This is a genomic window from Streptomyces aurantiacus, from assembly GCF_027107535.1.
GTDB lineage: Bacteria > Actinomycetota > Actinomycetes > Streptomycetales > Streptomycetaceae > Streptomyces.
Window position 1 is genome coordinate 9,217,336 of sequence record NZ_CP114283.1, and the last position, 15,752, is coordinate 9,233,087.

At 70.6% G+C, this 15,752-nt stretch carries 14 protein-coding genes; 9 read left to right on the plus strand and 5 right to left on the minus strand.

Translation table 11 applies throughout. The features are described from left to right. The first annotated feature begins 191 nt into the window (after positions 1–191). Positions 192–1,010: a winged helix-turn-helix transcriptional regulator gene (locus O1Q96_RS42680; protein ID WP_269253207.1), complete on the plus strand. Its 819-nt coding sequence runs from the start codon at positions 192–194 to the stop codon at positions 1,008–1,010. Between the two features lie 23 nt (positions 1,011–1,033). Next, positions 1,034–2,056 carry a LacI family DNA-binding transcriptional regulator gene (locus O1Q96_RS42685; RefSeq protein ID WP_217453979.1) on the plus strand — a complete coding sequence of 341 codons (1,023 nt, stop codon included), beginning with the start codon at positions 1,034–1,036 and terminating at the stop codon, positions 2,054–2,056. Between the two features lie 97 nt (positions 2,057–2,153). On the opposite strand, the gene O1Q96_RS42690 is transcribed toward O1Q96_RS42685, so the two are convergent. Next, positions 2,154–3,914 carry a trypsin-like serine protease gene (locus O1Q96_RS42690; protein WP_269253208.1) on the minus strand — a complete coding sequence of 587 codons (1,761 nt, stop codon included), beginning with the start codon at positions 3,912–3,914 and terminating at the stop codon, positions 2,154–2,156. Between the two features lie 239 nt (positions 3,915–4,153). Between O1Q96_RS42690 and O1Q96_RS42695 the strand changes: the two genes are divergently transcribed. The 5 genes from O1Q96_RS42695 to O1Q96_RS42715 all read left to right on the plus strand — a co-directional run bounded on the left by O1Q96_RS42695 (position 4,154) and on the right by O1Q96_RS42715 (position 8,507). Beyond that, positions 4,154–5,260 (plus strand): S1C family serine protease, encoded by a 1,107-nt coding sequence (locus O1Q96_RS42695; RefSeq protein WP_269253209.1) that lies wholly within the window; start codon positions 4,154–4,156, stop codon positions 5,258–5,260. Between the two features lie 35 nt (positions 5,261–5,295). Continuing rightward, entirely contained in the window at positions 5,296–5,484 is a 189-nt protein-coding gene (locus O1Q96_RS42700; RefSeq protein ID WP_269253210.1) for a hypothetical protein, read from the plus strand. Between the two features lie 105 nt (positions 5,485–5,589). Then, on the plus strand, positions 5,590–6,321 hold the full coding sequence (locus O1Q96_RS42705; protein ID WP_269253211.1) for a response regulator transcription factor: 732 nt from the start codon (positions 5,590–5,592) through the stop codon (positions 6,319–6,321). Next, positions 6,318–7,757 (plus strand): sensor histidine kinase, encoded by a 1,440-nt coding sequence (locus tag O1Q96_RS42710; RefSeq protein WP_269253212.1) that lies wholly within the window; start codon positions 6,318–6,320, stop codon positions 7,755–7,757. Before O1Q96_RS42705 ends, O1Q96_RS42710 begins: the two co-directional genes overlap by 4 nt. A gap of 111 nt (positions 7,758–7,868) precedes the next feature. Beyond that, positions 7,869–8,507, plus strand: coding sequence for a hypothetical protein (locus O1Q96_RS42715; protein ID WP_269253213.1), 639 nt, complete (start codon positions 7,869–7,871; stop codon positions 8,505–8,507). 81 nt (positions 8,508–8,588) lie between these two features. On the opposite strand, the gene O1Q96_RS42720 is transcribed toward O1Q96_RS42715, so the two are convergent. Continuing rightward, a complete protein-coding gene (locus tag O1Q96_RS42720; RefSeq protein WP_269253214.1) occupies positions 8,589–9,695 on the minus strand; it encodes a CU044_5270 family protein in 1,107 nt (368 codons plus the stop codon). Further along, positions 9,692–10,369, minus strand: coding sequence for an RNA polymerase sigma factor (locus tag O1Q96_RS42725; protein ID WP_269253215.1), 678 nt, complete (start codon positions 10,367–10,369; stop codon positions 9,692–9,694). Before O1Q96_RS42725 ends, O1Q96_RS42720 begins: the two co-directional genes overlap by 4 nt. A 241-nt stretch (positions 10,370–10,610) precedes the next feature. Here O1Q96_RS42725 and O1Q96_RS42730 point away from each other — a divergent pair, with 241 nt between their 5' ends. Then, positions 10,611–11,435: an intradiol ring-cleavage dioxygenase gene (locus O1Q96_RS42730; protein ID WP_269253216.1), complete on the plus strand. Its 825-nt coding sequence runs from the start codon at positions 10,611–10,613 to the stop codon at positions 11,433–11,435. Positions 11,436–11,591: 156 nt separating this feature from the next. Further along, positions 11,592–13,676 (plus strand): pectinesterase family protein, encoded by a 2,085-nt coding sequence (locus O1Q96_RS42735; RefSeq protein ID WP_269253217.1) that lies wholly within the window; start codon positions 11,592–11,594, stop codon positions 13,674–13,676. Between the two features lie 2 nt (positions 13,677–13,678). Here O1Q96_RS42735 and O1Q96_RS42740 read toward each other — a convergent pair whose 3' ends face one another. Both O1Q96_RS42740 and O1Q96_RS42745 read right to left on the minus strand, forming a co-directional pair. Next, positions 13,679–15,475 (minus strand): ABC transporter ATP-binding protein, encoded by a 1,797-nt coding sequence (locus O1Q96_RS42740; protein ID WP_269253218.1) that lies wholly within the window; start codon positions 15,473–15,475, stop codon positions 13,679–13,681. A gap of 119 nt (positions 15,476–15,594) precedes the next feature. Next, positions 15,595–15,726 (minus strand): hypothetical protein, encoded by a 132-nt coding sequence (locus O1Q96_RS42745; RefSeq protein WP_269253219.1) that lies wholly within the window; start codon positions 15,724–15,726, stop codon positions 15,595–15,597. Between the last annotated feature and the right edge of the window lie 26 nt (positions 15,727–15,752).

Here is a 15,752-nt window from a genome sequence, read left to right on the forward strand (position 1 = left end):
TACGAGGTTCCGGTTCGAGAACGGCATGAGAAATGCGCCGTGAACGCGCAGTTGCGGCGCCCGGGGGCGCGGGAGCCGCAAGCACTACGAAGCAGTGCCGCAAACGTCCTCGCAGGGACCGAGGAGGAACCAGACGTTATGGGCGAGCGAACCATGCGTGACCGTATGACGACCCAGGCAGGTGGGGCGCGATGAGCTCTCTGCTGCTCCTTACCAATGCCCTCCAGCCGTCGACGGAGGTGCTTCCCGCCCTCGGCCTCCTGCTGCACAACGTGCGCGTGGCTCCGGCGGAGGGCCCCGCTCTCGTCGACACCCCCGGTGCCGACGTCATCCTCATCGACGGCCGCCGTGACCTCCCGCAGGTCCGCAGCCTGTGTCAGCTGCTGCGCTCCACCGGGCCCGGCTGTCCACTCGTCCTCGTCGTGACGGAGGGCGGCCTCGCGGCCGTCACCGCCGACTGGGGCATCGACGACGTACTCCTCGACACCGCCGGCCCGGCCGAGGTCGAGGCGCGGCTGCGGCTGGCCATGGGCCGCCAGCAGATCGTCAACGACGACTCCCCCATGGAGATCCGCAACGGCGACCTGTCGGTCGACGAGGCGACGTACTCCGCCAAGCTCAAGGGGCGGGTCCTCGACCTCACCTTCAAGGAGTTCGAGCTCCTGAAGTACCTGGCGCAGCACCCCGGCCGCGTCTTCACCCGCGCCCAGCTCCTCCAGGAGGTCTGGGGCTACGACTACTTCGGTGGCACCCGGACCGTCGACGTCCACGTACGGCGGCTGCGCGCGAAGCTCGGCCCCGAGCACGAGTCGCTGATCGGGACCGTCCGGAACGTCGGTTATCGATTCGTTACGCCGGAGAAGGCGGACCGGGCGGCGGACGAGACGAAGGCCAAGGCGGCCCAGCCAAAGCCGGAGGATGCGGACGAGACGGCCCACCCGGACGCGGCGGCCGCCGTGGAGACGACCGCGAAGGCGCAGGAAGAAGCAGTACGGCCTGCCCGGCGATAGGTCCATCCGCGTAGACTCCGCGCGTGGCCAAGGTGACTCGGGATGACGTGGCGCGACTGGCGGGTACTTCCACCGCCGTCGTCAGCTATGTCATCAACAACGGACCCCGGCCGGTCGCCCCGGCCACGCGCGAGCGTGTCCTCGCCGCGATCAAGGAGCTGTCCTACCGGCCGGACCGGGTCGCCCAGGCCATGGCGTCCCGGCGTACGGACCTCATAGGCCTGATCGTGCCGGACGCGCGCCAGCCCTTCTTCGGGGAGATGGCGCATGCGGTCGAACAGGCCGCGTCCGAGCGCGGAAAGATGGTGCTCGTCGGCAACTCCGACTACGTCGGTGAGCGCGAGGTCCACTATCTGCGGGCCTTCCTGGGCATGCGGGTCTCGGGGCTGATCCTCGTCAGCCACGCGCTGAACGACCTGGCCGCCGCCGAGATCGACGCGTGGGACGCCCGGGTGGTGCTGCTGCACGAGCGGCCCGAGGCCATCGACGACGTCGCGGTCGTCACGGACGACGTCGGCGGCGCGCAGCTCGCCACCAGCCACCTTCTCGAGCACGGCTACGAATACGTCGCCTGCCTCGGCGGTGTCGCGGAGACCCCCACCGTCGGTGACCCGGTCTCCGACCACGTGGAGGGCTGGCGGCGCGCGATGCACGAGGCGGGGCGCTCCACGGAGGGCCGCCTCTTCGAGGCGCTCTACAACCGTTACGACGCCTACAAGGTGGGCCTCGAACTGCTGGCCGGGCCCGATCGGCCGCCGGCGATCTTCTGTTCCACCGACGACCAGGCGGTCGGCCTGCTGCGGGCGGCCCGTGAGCTGCGGATCGATGTGCCGGGTGAGCTGGCGGTCGCCGGGTTCGACGACATCAAGGAAGCGGCGCTGACCGATCCGCCGCTGACCACGATCTCGTCCGACCGGTCCGCGATGGCCCGGGCCGCGGTGGATCTGGTGCTCGATGACGGGCTGCGGGTCGCGGGGGCCCGGCGGGAGCGGCTGAAGCTGTTCCCGTCCCAGCTGGTCGTGCGGCGCTCCTGTGGCTGCGGGTAGCTCCACCGGGTGGTCGGTTCACCGGCTGCGGCGCCCCTGAAAGCACAAAACGCCGGCCCTCGCTCGGTGGCGAGGGCCGACGCGTGCTCCTGATGTTCTAGAACAGCAGGTTGTACTGGTTGAAGCCCGTGCCCAGGCTGGTGCGGGTGGCGAAGAGGTCGCCGGACGCCTTGTTCGTGCCGCGGTAGAGCCACAGGGTGCCGGCCGAGTCGCGGGCCATGACGTCGGCCACTCCGTCGCCCGTCACGTCGCCGTTGGAGACGTACGAGGTGAAGTTCCAGCCGGTACGGGCCTTGATGCGGGCCGACCAGGGGGTCTTCTCCTTGCCGGTGCCGCGGTAGAGCCACAGCGTGCCGTCCGTGGAGCGGACCAGGAGGTCGGGCCTGCCGTCGCCGGAGAGGTCGCCGCGGCCGAAGACCTTCACGCCCTTCCAGGCGCCGCTGACGACCTTGACCTTGCCGTAGAACTGGCCGTTGCCCCGGCCCGGGTAGAGGTAGACCGAACCGTCGGCGTCCACCGCGACCAGGTCCGGGCGGGCGTCACCCGTCAGGTCGCCGGGGATCGCGTAGGACTTGTAGCCGCCCCAGACCGAGCTGACCTGCATCCAGGTCCAGTCGCCGAGGGAGTGGTCCATGTAGCTGCGGTACAGCTTGCCGTCGCTCTTGTCGCGGATGATCAGGTCCTGGTGGAAGTCCCGGTCCAGGTCGGCCTGCAGGGCCCAGGTGGCACTCTGCCAGCCGCTGCCCTGGTAGGCGCGCTGCGCGAGCGAGGTGCCCTTGCTGTTCTGCTGGAAGAGCCCGCCCGAGGGCGTGCGGGCGAGCAGGTCGGCGCGGCCGTCGTACGACAGGTCGGCGTCGTCGATGCGCGGCTGGGCCGCCCAGGTGTAGGAGCTGACCTTGGTGAACACCGGGTAGGCGCCCTTGGCGGTGCAGCCCGCGACGCCCCAGGAGACGATGCCGACGATCTTGCCGCCGACGACCAGCGGGCCGCCCGAGTCGCCGTTGCAGGGGCTGTTCGTGCCCTCGTCGGCGCCGCTCGCGGGAGTGCCCGCGCAGGCCATCGAACCGGCGACGAAGTAGTCGCCGTCGAGGACCGACGCCATCGCGCTCTTGCAGGTCGCGTCGGCGACCAGCGGCAGGTTCGCCTTCTTCAGCTTCGTCGAGAGGGTGGCGTCCTCGGCCCCGGAGGTCAGGCCCCAGCCGTAGACGGTGCCGGTGGTGCCGGGCCGGTAGAGGGTGCTGTCGTCGGAGGCGGCCAGGCGCAGCGTCGGCCGGTCGAGCAGCGGGCGGTCCAGGGTGAGGACCGCGATGTCGTTCTGCGTGGTGTCGGCGTTGTAGCGCGGGTGGGTCCACTGGCGGAACACGCCCGCGGCCGTGCCGGTCGTGTAGTCGTCGAGGTCGGTGGTGCCCGCGAGGACGGCACCGTTGCCCACCCAGTCGAGGCCGGCCACGCAGTGGGCGGCGGTGAGGACCTTGTTCGGGGCGACGAGGGTGCCGCCGCAGAAGTAGCCGTCGCCGGTGGCCGGGTCGGAGTAGCCGAGCTGGACCATCCACGGGGCACTCGCGATGGTGGTCTCGCCGCCGCCGATGATGAACGGGGACTTGCCGGGCGAGGCCTTCTCCGGGGTCTCGCCCGTCGCCTTCGCGGCCTCGACGATCCGGTCGCGCAGCTCCTCGGCGGAGGCGGCCGGCTTCGCGGGCTGTGCGAGGCCCGCGTCGGGCAGACCCCCGGTGGGGCCGTCCGCCGCGGTCGCGGGCTGGGCCGCGACGGCACCGGCGCAACTCAGCGCCAGCGCGAGAGCGGCCGCGGGAAACGCCGTGCCGGGGCGTCTCAGGCGGCTGCGCAGGGCACGTATCACTCAGGGCTCCTGAGGTGGGTGAGGTTCGTGAACCCGCCAAGCCTGCCGCCCGCAAACCTCCCCGTACACGCACTTCACAGCGGCCCGACAAGTATTCGTCCGCCGCTTCCGTGACATCACCGTGCCGCAACCCCCTGTTTCACCGGCCCCGACGGCTTTATATCGGGCATACGCGGTTCTGTCGGGCTTCTCAGGGAGCACTCAGGGAGCTCTCATGGTGGGGCTGCAGAGTCTGATCCATGACCGAGAGCTTCCGCCGCAGCGGCGAGTACCCCCAGGGCGACCACCAGCAGTCCGCGTACTCCGAGCAGCCGTACGCGCAGCCGTACGCCTCTCCCGAGAACCCCACGACCTCCTCCGTGAACCCGGAGTGGCCGCCCCCGCCGGCGTACGAGCCGACGCAGCCGGGCGCCGCTCCCACGGCTCTCCTCACCGAGCCCGTCTCCCCCGCCGCTCCCCGACAGCGTGCCAAGGGGCCGCTGGCGCTGCTGGCCGCGGTGGCGATAGCCGCGGCGGCCGTGGGCGGCGGAACCGCGTACGCCTTCCAGCAGCTGACCGGCAGCGACACCGTGGCGAGCAGCAGCACCAGCACCAGCGTCGTGCCGGCCAGCAAGAAGGGCACGGTCGCCGGGGTCGCCGAGTCGGTCAGCCCGAGCATCGTCGAGATCAGCGCGGCCTCGAACGCGGGCTCCTCGACCGGGTCCGGCGTGATCATCACGACCGGCGGCGAGATCGTCACCAACAACCACGTGGTCTCCGGCGCCTCCCAGATCAAGGTGCAGCTGAGCAACGGCAAGTCGTACACCGCGACCGTCGTCGGCACCGACAGCAAGAAGGACCTCGCGCTGATCAAACTGGACGACGCCCCGTCCGGCCTGACGGCCGCGACGCTCGGCGACTCCGACGCCGTCAAGGTCGGTGACCAGGTCGTGGCGATCGGCTCCCCGGAGGGCCTGACGGGCACGGTCACCAGCGGCATCGTCTCCGCGCTCGACCGAGACGTCACCGTCTCCACGGACGAGAGCCAGGGCCAGCAGCAACAGCAGCAGGGCGGTGGCGGCGGTCAGTGGCCGTTCGAGTTCGGCGGTCAGCAGTTCAACGGCGACACCGGCTCGTCCACGACGACGTACAAGGCCCTCCAGACCGACGCGTCCCTCAACCCGGGCAACTCCGGCGGCGCGCTGATCGACATGAACGGCAACATCATCGGCATCAACTCCGCCATGTACTCGGCCGCGGACGCCACCTCGTCGACCGCCGGCAGCGTCGGTCTCGGCTTCGCCATCCCGATCAACACCGTCAAGGCCGACCTGGACACGCTCCGGGCCGGTGGTTCCGACAGCTGACCCGAGCTCACCCCGAGCCGACCCCGGAGGTCGTCATGAAGATCAGGAACGTCTCCCGCACCGTCGCGGACACCGACCCGGCCGCGTTCGCCCTGGCTCTCGAAGTGGCGTACGAGCTGCACGCCCCGGCGCCGCGCGCGCCCGAGGTGGCAGCCGCCGCGTCGCAGCGCGGCGCCGCCCGCCGGGGCTCCGCGGCCCGCACCCGCCGTGCCGCACGAGGCTGATCCCTCCCGGATCACGGGCCCGGCAGCTCTACGAGAACAGCCCTGAAACGTGCGAGGCTGAAAACGCCCTGAGCACGTCCCACCGCACCCGAGGAACTGACCGCGATGAGCCCCGCCGAAGGCGACCGTGAACCCCAGCGCATCCTGATCGTCGACGACGAGCCGGCCGTGCGCGAAGCACTCCAGCGAAGCCTCGCCTTCGAGGGGTACGGCACGGAGGTCGCCGTCGACGGCGCGGACGCGCTGGAGAAGACCATCGCGTACCAGCCCGACCTGGTCGTCCTCGACATCCAGATGCCGCGGATGGACGGGCTGACCGCCGCCCGCCGGATGCGGGGCGCGGGCACGACGACGCCCATCCTGATGCTCACCGCCCGCGACACGGTCGGCGACCGGGTCACCGGACTCGACGCGGGCGCCGACGACTACCTGGTCAAGCCCTTCGAACTGGACGAGCTGTTCGCCCGGGTACGGGCACTGCTGCGGCGCAGCTCGTACGCCGCCGCGGCGGTCGGTGTCCCGGCGGACGACGCGCTCACCTTCGGCGACCTGCGGATGGACCTCGCGACCCGGGAGGTCACCCGGGCCGGACGTCCCGTCGAGCTGACCCGCACCGAGTTCACCCTGCTGGAGATGTTCCTGGCCCATCCGCGCCAGGTCCTCACGCGGGAGCAGATCCTGAAGGCGGTCTGGGGCTTCGACTTCGAGCCGAGCTCCAACTCGCTGGACGTGTACGTGATGTACCTGCGCCGCAAGACGGAGGCGGGCGGCGAGCCGCGCCTCGTGCACACGGTGCGGGGCGTGGGGTATGTGCTGCGGTCGGGCGGGGCGGAGTGAGGAAGGTCGCCCGGCTGGTGCGTGCTCTGCCGCTCCGGTCACGACTGTCACTGCTGACCGCCGCGGCGGTCGCGTTCGCCGTGGCTGCGGTCTCCGTGACGTGCTGGTTCATCGTCAGGGACCAGTTGTACAAGCAGGTCGACGAACAGCTGCAGAGTGCGCAGGTCTCACCGCCGCTGCTCCAGAGCATGTTGCGCAACTGTCAGCTGTCAGATCCCCAGGATCTCCAGCAACCGCCGAGTTCCCCCATCGTCACGATCTTCTATTCGGACGGGTCCACCTGCACGAATCCGATCAACCCCACCGTCCCGGTGCAGGACGCGGACCTGGAGGTGGCCAAGGGCACGGCTCGTAGTGCCACGCACTCCGCCACGGCCGACGACGGTACAGACGTACGCGTCTTCAGCCAGCAGGTCCTCGACGGCAAGACCGGGCAGGTGCAGAGGGGCATTGCGGTCTCCATCGCCAAGCCCTTGAAGGACGTCACGAAACCTCTGTCCTCGTTGGCCTGGATTTTGCTCGTCGTCTCCGGCATCGGGGTGGTGGGAGCCGGGGCCGCGGGCCTCTGGGTCGCCCGCGCGGGCCTCCGTCCCGTCGACAAGCTCACCGAGGCCGTCGAGAACGTGGCTCGCACCGAGGACTTGACCACCCGCATCCCCGTGGAGGAGGACAGCGAGGACGAGATCGCCCGGCTCTCCCGGTCCTTCAACTCGATGACCGCCTCGCTCGCGAGCTCCCGTGAGCTGCAGCAGCAGCTCATCGCCGACGCCGGTCACGAACTGCGTACCCCCCTCACCTCCCTGCGTACGAACATCGAGCTGCTCACCCGCAGCGAGGAGACGGGGCGGCCCATCCCCGAGGCGGACCGCAGGGCGCTGCTCGCCTCGGTCAAGGCGCAGATGACCGAACTGGCCGCGCTGATCGGCGACCTGCAGACGCTGTCGCGGTCGGACGCGGGCACGCCGGCCGACCGTGTGCAGGTGGTCGCGTTGCAGGACACCGTGGAGGCGGCCCTGCGCCGGGCCCGGCTGCGCGGCCCGGAGCTGACGATCACGGCCGCCGTGGACCCCTGGTTCGTGCGGGCGGAACCCACCGCCCTGGAGCGGGCCATCGTGAACATCCTCGACAACGCGGTGAAGTTCAGTCCCCGGGGCGGCGCGATCGACGTGACCCTCAAGGGCGGCGAACTGACCGTGCGGGACCACGGCCCGGGCATCCCCGCCGACGAGCTCCCGCACGTCTTCGACCGCTTCTGGCGCTCGCCGAGCGCACGGGCGCTGCCCGGTTCGGGCCTCGGTCTGTCCATCGTCGCGCGTACGGTCCAGCAGGCGGGCGGCGAGGTGACGCTCCACCCGGCGGAGGGTGGCGGCACGGAGGCGACGGTACGGCTGCCGGGGGCTCCCACACCGCCTCCGGACCTGCCCGGCCAGGAGTGACGCCGAGCGGGAACAGGGGCGGGACCGACGCCGCCGCGACATACCCGCCGATATGCCGCCACACTGGTGAGGAGGGGGGTGCCCTTCGGGGGGTCCCCCAAGGAGGCCACGATGACGGCTCCCACACCGAAGGCCGGAGTCGGCGTGCTCTGGCCGGGCATCGCCGGAGCGCTCTCCGGCGGCCTGCTGATCGCCGGCCAGCTGCTGTTCTGGCGCACACCGGAGACGGATTCCCGCGGCGCGGTCGTCGACCTGGTCCGGTACTACCGCGACGACGGCAACCAGACCCTCTCCGAGGTCACCGTCCTGTTCCTGCTGGCCGCGGGCCTGCTCTTCCTGTGGTTCCTCGCCGACCTGGCCCGGCGCTCGAACACCCGGTCCACGCTGGTGCTGGTCGGCGGCACGGTCTTCACGATCGGCATCATGCTCGCGGGTCTGGCCGGCAACGTCTTCGCGATCACCGCGAACCACTCGGACGACTTCGTGGTGGTCCCGAGCACGGCCCTGCTGTCGATGGTCCTCATCGACGTGGCGTACGGGGCCATGATCGCCGCCATGCTCGGCGCGGCCGTCCTGCTGTTCGCGGTCTGGCGCGCCGGTGTCCTGCCCGCCTGGCTGACCTGGACGGGCTTCGCGATCGCCGTCATCAGCCTGGGCGGCCCCTTCACCGCCTGGGGCACGCCCCTGCTCCTGGGGGTCTGGCTGATCCTCGCGGGTGTTCTGCTGATCATGGACACGGACCGGACCTGACCGGCACCGCCGGCCTCGCGTCCTGCCCGCGTCTCCTCACCTATGCCCCGCCGGTTCTTCCGGCGGGGCATGCGTGCCGTGTCAGCCGGCCTGCGAAGGTGTCTGCTTGATGCCGTCGACGACGGCCCGGTTCAGGACGGCGCTGGTATGGACCACCGTGCCGGGCTTCATGAGAGCGTCCACGCCGGTGTTCTTCTTCACCTGGACGATGCGCCCCCCCAGGAAGACATGGGTCTTCTTGTCGAAGATCCACTCCTCGCGCTGCCCGCTGGTCTCGTCCAGCCGGGCCACCGCGACTCCGTGTCGGCCCGCGGCGTCCACCGCGTCCTCCACGACGCCGACACCCGGGATCTTCGCGGCGGTCCTGAACAGGGCCGAGTACAGCTCCGCCGGCGGATAGCTCTCACCGAGCAGGTCCCCGATGGTCGCGAAGGCCTGCTGGTCGGGCGAGTTGCCCTGCCCCTCGGTCTCCTTGTAGATCGTGGACAGGAGCTTGTCGGGGTCGGTGGTGAGCTTGGCCAGGTAGTCGTAGCTGGGGTGGTTCAGGCTCTGCTCGGGGATGTTGCCCTGCTCGTCGGGGAGGCTCAGGGTCTCCCCCTCGGGGCTGTCGTTGACGGCGGGGTCGATGAGCCAGCCCTTGGTGCCGTCGGGGGAGTTCCAGACCTGGCGGCGGTGCAGCTCCTCGCTGGCCAGGGTGGTCTTGTCGTCGACGGTCTTCAGGAAGGTCCCGGCGGTCTTGGACTCGACGTAGATGTACTGGCCCGGCTTGACGGTCGGGTGGCCCCCCTCCGCCGCCGCCAGTGAGATCCGGTCGAGCAGCTGGGGCGCGCCCTTGGTGGTCACCGCACCGATGTCCGTGGTCAGGGCGGGTCCGGTGGCGACGCCGGTGTCCCCGACCCCGCCGCCGTCGTTCATCACCACTCCGGCGACGACCGCGGCGGCCACGGCGGCGGCCAGCGCGGGCAGCGCGAAGGCGGGGCGCGTAAGCCGGAGGCGGCGCGTACGCGCCGTGGCCGTCCCCGTCGTGCGCTCGTCCTGCTGGGACTCCTGAAGCTGCTGGATCTGGGCCATCATGCGCTCCCTGTGGAACTGGTGACGGCCCGTCGGCAGGTCACGAGCGGTCTGGGACAGGAGCTGGGCGTCCTGCTCCCACTCGGCAGAGTCCTGCCGGGACGTGTTCGTGTTCATCGGTTTCCTTCCTGCGCGGGCCGGATCGCGTTTGCGTGATCGCCTCTTGTCTGTCGCACGAGGCGGGGTCCTTCCCGATTTCCGTGAACTTTTCTGAGCGCGACTTCCGGAGCGGGACGGATCAACTGCCTTGTGTTGAGCCTCAGTTGGGCTTCAGCCGCGGTACGCAGCTTCTTACGGGCCCGGGAGAGGCGGGAGGCGACCGTGCCCACCGCGATGCCCAGCGCCCCGGCCGCGGACTCGTAGTCCAGGCCCTCGCCCAGACAGAGCGCGATGACCTCGCGCTCGGGTCGGCGCAGGGCAGCCAGCGCGGTGAGCGCGGTGGCGAGGCGCTGCCGGTCGTCGACGCGGTCGGCGACCTCCTCGGCGTGGTCGGGCACCGAGAGCTCGGCCGCGGCGGCGGCGTTCGCGGCCCGGCGGTAACGCCGGTTGCTGCGGTACTGGTTGCGGGCCGTGTTCGTGGCGATGCCCAGCAGCCAGGGCCGCAGGGAACCACCCTCCGGGTCGACCCGGTCCCGCAGCCGCCAAGCCTCCATGAAGGTCGCGGCCATCACGTCCTCGGCCGTCGACCAGTCCGCGGTCAGCCGGAACGCGTGGTTGTAGACCGCACGGGAGTACGTGTCGAAGAGCTCGGCGAAAGCGCTCGAATCCCCGGCCCGTACCCGGGTTCGCATATGAGTGGTCACTCCTAGGAGCTGTACGGCACCGGGGGCCGCCTTCCCATGACCTACGTCACAGGACAGGGGAGTCGGGTGCGGGCCGGAGGGTTCGCCCGCAAGGAGCGGGCCGGTCCGTCCCCTCAGCCGGTGAACAGTCTTCCCATGGATGACCCACAGGCAATGCGCCTACTGTCACTTTCAAGCAGCGGGCGGGCGGACGCGGACGCGGCCACCGACAGGCATCAGGAGAGCGGCCATGAGCGAAGAACTGCACGACCACGACAGAGGTCTCTCCTTCGACCTGCCGACACTCCACCGGCGGAAGATGATCCGGCTGCTGGCCGGCGTCGGCCTGGTGCCGCTGGTGGGATGCAGCAGCGACGACTCGGACGGCGCGACCTCCTCGGCCTCCTCGTCGTCCGGCTCCTCCTCGGCCTCCGCCGGGGGCGCCGAGTGCGAGACCATCCCCGGCGAGACCGCGGGCCCCTACCCCGGTGACGGCTCCAACGGCGTGAACGTACTCAAGGAGAGCGGTGTCGTCCGCAAGGACATCACCTCCAGCTTCGGGTCGGCGAGCGGCAAGGCGGAAGGCGTACCGCTGACCGTGACCCTCACCGTCGTCGACGCCGACTCGGGCTGCGGCACGCCGAAGGAGGGCGCCGCCGTGTACCTCTGGCACTGCGACCGGGAGGGCAACTACTCGCTCTACTCGGACGGCGTCACCGAGGAGAACTACCTGCGTGGCGTCCAGGAGACCGACGCGAAGGGCCAGGTCACGTTCACCAGCATCTTCCCGGGCTGCTACACCGGCCGCTGGCCCCACATCCACTTCGAGGTGTACGGCAGCCTGGAGGACGCCACCGGCGCCACGTCCATCACGGCCACCTCGCAGCTCGCCTTCCCGAAGGACGTCTGCGACACCGTGTACGCGACGGACGGCTACGAGAGCAGCGTCCAGAACATGGGCCGGCTCTCCCTGGAGACCGACATGATCTTCAGCGACGGCTACGACCAGCAGCTGGCGACGACGGAAGGCAGCGTCGAGAAGGGCTACACGGCCACCCTCACGGTGCCGGTGTAGCAACCGGCCCCCGGGCACTCCCCCCACTCCCACCCCGGCACGCGCCTCCGTCCCCCTCCCCCGGGACGGAGGCGCTCCGGTGTCACGGCAACCTTTCCTCCGCGGGCGGCGACCAGCAACCGACTCCCCCCTCCCCGGACTTGAACGGAAGCCGCCGTGAGTGTGAATCGCAGCAAGGCCCGCCACCGCAGGCGCAGGACCGCCGTGGCCGCCGGTGTCCCGCTCGCCCTGGGCGCCGCCGGTGTCATGGCCTACGGCACGGCGTTCGGTGTCTTCGGCGAGGACGCGTCGCCGAAGGCCTCCGCGGCCACCGTGGCGAACGCGTCGGCCGCCGCTCCCGCCTGGGCCGCCGACGTCGCCGACGGTTTCGCCTCGGTCGACGCGAAGGGCCAGAAGGGCACGTACGGCGGCCGGGACGGCCGGACCGTCACCGTGAAGACACTCGCCGACCTGGAGAAGTACGCGACCGCCGAGGAGCCGTACGTCATCGTCGTGGCCGCGACGATCGACATGAACCCGGTCGGCAAGGAGATCAAGGTCAAGTCCGACAAGACGATCGTGGGCCGGGGCACGTCCGGGCAGATCGTCGGCGGCGGCTTCTTCCTCGGCACCGGCGTCCACAACGTCATCATCCGGAACCTGACGATCCGCGACTCCTACCAGGGCGTCTGGAACGACAAGGACCACGACTTCGACGCGGTCCAGATGGACGGCGCCCACCACGTGTGGATCGACCACAACGACCTGCGCCACATGGCCGACGGACTCATCGACGTCCGCAAGGACAGCACCAACGTCACGGTGTCCTGGAACAGGCTGAGCGACAACAACAAGACCTTCGGCATCGGCTGGACCGAGAACGTCCTCACCGACATCACGATCCACCACAACTGGATCCGCGAGACCGAACAGCGCAACCCGTCCACGGACAACGCGGCCCACGCGCACCTCTACAACAACTACCTGGAGGACGTCGCGGGCACGGCCGTCAAGTCGTCCTACGGCAACTACTCGCGCGGCAGGACCAAGATGGTCCTGGAGAACAGCTACTTCCAGGGCATGAACAACCCGGTCACCAAGGACGCCACGGCCGCGGTCGTCCAGCGCGGCAACACCTTCTCCGGCACCAGCGGCCGCAACGAGAGCGGCGGCACGGCCTTCGACCCCAAGTCGTTCTACGGGTACACGCTCGACAGGACGGCGGACGTGCCCGCGCTGCTCAAGGCCGGCACCGGCCCGCGCACGTCGATCGGCACGGCGAACGCGGTGAGCACCGCGAGCACCAGGGCCGCCACGCTCACCGTGGCCAAGGACGGCTCGGGGCAGTACAGGACCGTCCAGGCAGCCGTCGACGCCGTCCCCGCGAACAACCCCTCGCGCGTGGTGATCCAGGTCAAGCCGGGCACGTACCGCGAGACGGTCAAGGTCCCCTCGAACAAGCCGCACGTGACCATCCAGGGCACGGGCGGCAGCCGCAAGGACACCGTCATCGTCTTCAACAACGCGTCCGGTACGCCGAAGCCCGGCGGCGGCACGTACGGCACCGGCGGCAGCGCGACCGTCGCCGTCGAGGCCGACGACTTCCAGGCCCGCAACCTGTCGATCAACAACGACTTCGACGAGGGCAGGAACCAGAGCCTGAACGGCCACCAGGCCGTGGCGCTGCGCACCGCCGCCGACAAGGTGTTCCTCGACGGCATCATCACCGACGGCGACCAGGACACCCTGCTGCTGGACACCGCGGCCAAGGACAAACTCGGCCGGGTCTACGTCACCAACTCCTACATCAGCGGGAACGTCGACTTCGTCTTCGGCCGCGCGACCGCCGTGATCGACCAGTCCGTGATCACCCTGAAGAAGCGCTGGGACGGCAGCTCGGCGGGCTACATCGTGGCCCCCAGCACCACGGCCGACCGCAAGGGCATCCTCATCAACCGCACGGTCGTGAACGGTGACGTCTCCGCCGGAAGCTTCTTCCTCGGGCGCAACTGGCACGCGGGCGGCGACGCGGCCCTGCGTCCGCAGGCCACGGTCCGCAACTCCACGCTCAGCGCCGCGATCAAGTCGACCCCGTGGTCGGACATGGGCGGCTTCTCCTGGAAGAACGACCGCTTCGCGGAGTACAAGAACACCGGGCCCGGCTCGGGTGCCGCGAGTGGCAACCGACCGCAGCTGACCGACGCCCAGGCCGGCGGCCAGGAGGTCGCCGACTGGCTGGGCACCTGGAACCCGACCGCCTGACGTCAGGCCGGTCGCATCCGTCCGGCTGGGGAGCGCGAGCCGAGGGCCGCTCCCCAGCCGGGCACGTCCGCCGGCAACGGGCCCGCGAGCTGCGCGTACGTCCCTCCGCGTGCCGTCAGTTCCTCGTGCGTGCCCTGTTCCACCAGGCGTCCGCCGTCCACGACCAGGATCCGGTCGGCGTCCGGGGCGAGGGTCAGATCGTGGGTGATCATGACGGTCGTACGGCCGGACACGAGGCGCCGCAGCGGCTGTACGACCCTGCGTGCGGCGAGCGCGTCGAGCCCGGCGGTCGGTTCGTCGAGAACGAGGACGCGGGCGGGCCGGAGCATCGCGCGGGCGATGGCCACCCGCTGGAGCTGCCCGCCGGAGAGCACAGCCGTGCCGGGTGAGATCAGCGTCCCGTACCCCTCGGGCAGCGCCCGGACGAAGTCGTGCGCGTCCGCGTCGCGTGCGGCCCGCTCGATCTCCTCGTCCGTCGCGCCCGGCCGCCCGCACGCGATGTTCTCGCGGATCGTGCCGTGCAGGACGAGGGTCTCCTGGGGCAGCAGGGTGACGTTCTCGCGCAGGAACTCCAGCGGCATGTCCGGGAGCGGGACGCCGTCCAGGCGGACCGAGCCCGCACAGGGGTCGTAGAAGCGGGTGAGAAGTCTGGAAAGGGTCGATTTTCCGGCGCCGCTCGGGCCGGTGACGAGGACGAACTCGCCCGGCTGCGCGGTGAAGGTCACCTCGCGCAGACTGTCGCGCTCCGCGCCCGGGTAGCGGAAGGACGTGCCGTGGAAGGAGATCCGGCCGCGTACGGGCCACTTCCGGACCGGTTCGGCGGGGTCGGTGACGGCGGGCTCGGCGTCGAGGATCTCCTGGAGCCGCCGGGCTCCGGCCGTAGCGGCGGTCAGGGTCAGGCCCAGCTGTCCGAGGTCGCGGACCGGCGGATAGAGGTAGCCGAGGAAGGCGGCGAAGGCCAGGAGCTGCCCCAGGGACATACGGCCCTGTGAGATCTCCCAGGCGCCGAGCCCGATGACCGCGAGGACGCAGAGTGTCTCGACGACCTCGACGAACTGCTCGTACATCTCGCTCGCGCGGGCTCCCCGCACGCTCGCCCGCAGCCAGGCGCGTGCCTCGCGGTCGAGCCGCTTCTCCTCCGCCCGGCGCCGGTTGTACGCCTGGGTGAGCACGATGTTGCCGAGGGACTCCTCGACGACCGAGGTGATCGCGCCGTCGGCGGTCCGCTCGTCCTGGGCGGCCGTCCTGATGCGGCCGGCGAAGCGGCGGGCCGCGACGAGGAAGAGCGGCGCGAGGAGGAAGGTGACCAGGGCGAGGTCCCAGCGGAGCCACAGGGCCGCGGCGGAGTAGAAGAGCGCCGAGAAGACGGCGGACACCGCTCCGACGACACCCGACACCACCATCTGCTCGATGGCCTCGACGTCACCCGTGAGCCGCTCGACCAGGTCGCCCCGGCGGTGCTTCTGGAAGAAGTGCGGGGGCAGGTCCTGGACGTGGCGGAACACGCTCGCGCGCAGCCGCAGCACGAATCTCTCGGCCGTCCGGACGGCCAGGGAGTTGCCGAGATACCCGACGACCGCGCCGAGTACGGCCGCGGCCAGCCAGGCGCCCGCCGGGCCCCAGAAGGCGGCGAGCGAACCGGCCTTCAGCGCGTGGTCGGTGAGCTCCGCGAAGAGCAGGATCGAGGCCGTCTCCGTCAGCGCGGCCCCGATCACGCAGGCGACGACCAGCAGCAGCCATCTGCGGTCGCCGTGTGTCAGCGGCCAGAAGCGGGCGAACGCCTCCCGTACTTCCCGCATTCCGTTCAACTCCCTTTTTCCGCCCGTATTCCGTCCCGTGCTTTCCCCGTCTCCCGGGCCGGGAAATGGCCGAGGCGGGGCCGCCGGAACGAATCCGGGGCCCCGCCTCGTGGCATCGCCTACTTCTTGCCGACCGGACGGCGGCGCTGCTTCTTCGCACCGTGCTTCGGAGCGGGCGCCGGCGACTGCTTCCTGGCGGCCGGGGCGGCCTTGCGGGTCTTCTTGACCGGGGCGACCTTGTGGAAGCTCATGGGATTCCCTCTTTCCTCTGCGGTTG